The sequence below is a fragment of the Phormidesmis priestleyi ULC007 genome, from assembly GCF_001895925.1.
In the GTDB taxonomy this organism is placed as follows: Bacteria; Cyanobacteriota; Cyanobacteriia; order Leptolyngbyales; family Leptolyngbyaceae; genus Phormidesmis_A; species Phormidesmis_A priestleyi_A.
The window spans coordinates 1-1,143 of sequence record NZ_MPPI01000110.1 but is presented as its reverse complement, the minus strand read 5'-3'; the positions used below and the strand labels follow the sequence as shown (position 1 = coordinate 1,143).

General features: G+C 52.0%; 1 protein-coding gene. It reads right to left on the bottom strand.

Translation table 11 applies throughout. The annotated features are described in order from the left end of the window. Positions 1 to 144 precede the first annotated feature (144 nt). Entirely contained in the window at positions 145 to 951 is an 807-nt protein-coding gene (locus tag BRW63_RS27020; protein ID WP_073075385.1) for an IS5 family transposase, read from the bottom strand. Between the last annotated feature and the right edge of the window lie 192 nt (positions 952 to 1,143).

Sequence of the window (1,143 nt, the reverse complement as noted above, 5' to 3'; positions counted from 1 at the left end):
AGGTTCAAGCCCGTCATCGCTCGCACCAGTCGGTCTTGTCGCAGCACTCGATCTACATCTAGCATCCTTCCGTCTCCACTCACTCGTTCTATATATTCTGCCTTATTTCACAACAAGTCTAATATTTTCAATTCCTAGAGGGTGTTATGCACTTTTGAATCCGATACTCACGAACTGTTTGACCATCAATATCCCAAAGGCAATCAGGTGAAAGCCGATTAAGGTTTCTGCGAGCCGCTGGTAATCTCGCGCTAATCGCCGAAACCGGGACATCCAACCGAAACTCCGCTCGACAATCCACCTTCTGGGCAGCAGCACAAAGCCCTTCTTAGCCTCTGGGAGTTTGACCACTTCCAGGCGAATGCCTTCTGCCTCGGCAGCGGCGGCAGCTTGCGCTCCCGTGTAGCCCTGATCCACAAAGGCAACCTCAACTGATTCCCCTGTCATCTGCTGGACTTGTTGCACGAGTTCTGCCACCTGCGCTCGGTCTTGCTCGTTCGCTGGGGTAACGTGCAGAGTGAGCAAGTGTCCTAGCGTATCCACAGCCCTGTGCACCTTGCTGCCTTTTTTGCGTTTTCCGCCGTCATAGCCCGCTCGATGTCCGCTTTCAACGGTCGATTGTAACGTCCGACTGTCCAGAATCACGGCACTCGGTTGCTCGGTGCGCCCCGCTAAAATTCGCAGGATCTCGCGCAAGTCCTGCACCATCGCCTCAAATACTCCAGCTTTGAGCCAGCGTTGTGTTTGTTGGTAGACCGTGTGCCACGGTGGCAGGTCATGCGGCATCAGTCGCCAAGCTCCCCCTGTGCGAACAATCCACCGCACTCCATTGAACACTTCTCGCAGACTATGGTCGCGTTGTGGCGCAGCTTCCGTCATTAAAGTTAGATACGGAGCGACAAACGCCCATTCTTCGTCGCTCACATCCGTTGGATATGGTTTTCTAGTCATGCCCCCAGTTTAGCGAAAAGTGCATAACACCCTCTAGTACAGGAACTCCTACTTCTCTATGATCTGACTTCTTCAACATATAGCAGTCCTATTTGAGTTGTAAGATCAGCCATAGCGCCGCAACTTGGGAAAATCAAACGTGTAAGACTGCAAGAATTGCACAAATAGCTGCTTGACTTGTGCAAAGGTTTC

Excerpts from the sequence above, each read along its gene's own strand:
- BRW63_RS27020 (WP_073075385.1), bottom strand. The coding sequence starts at position 951 with ATGACTAGAAAACCATATCCAACGGATGTGAGCGACGAAGAATGGGCG.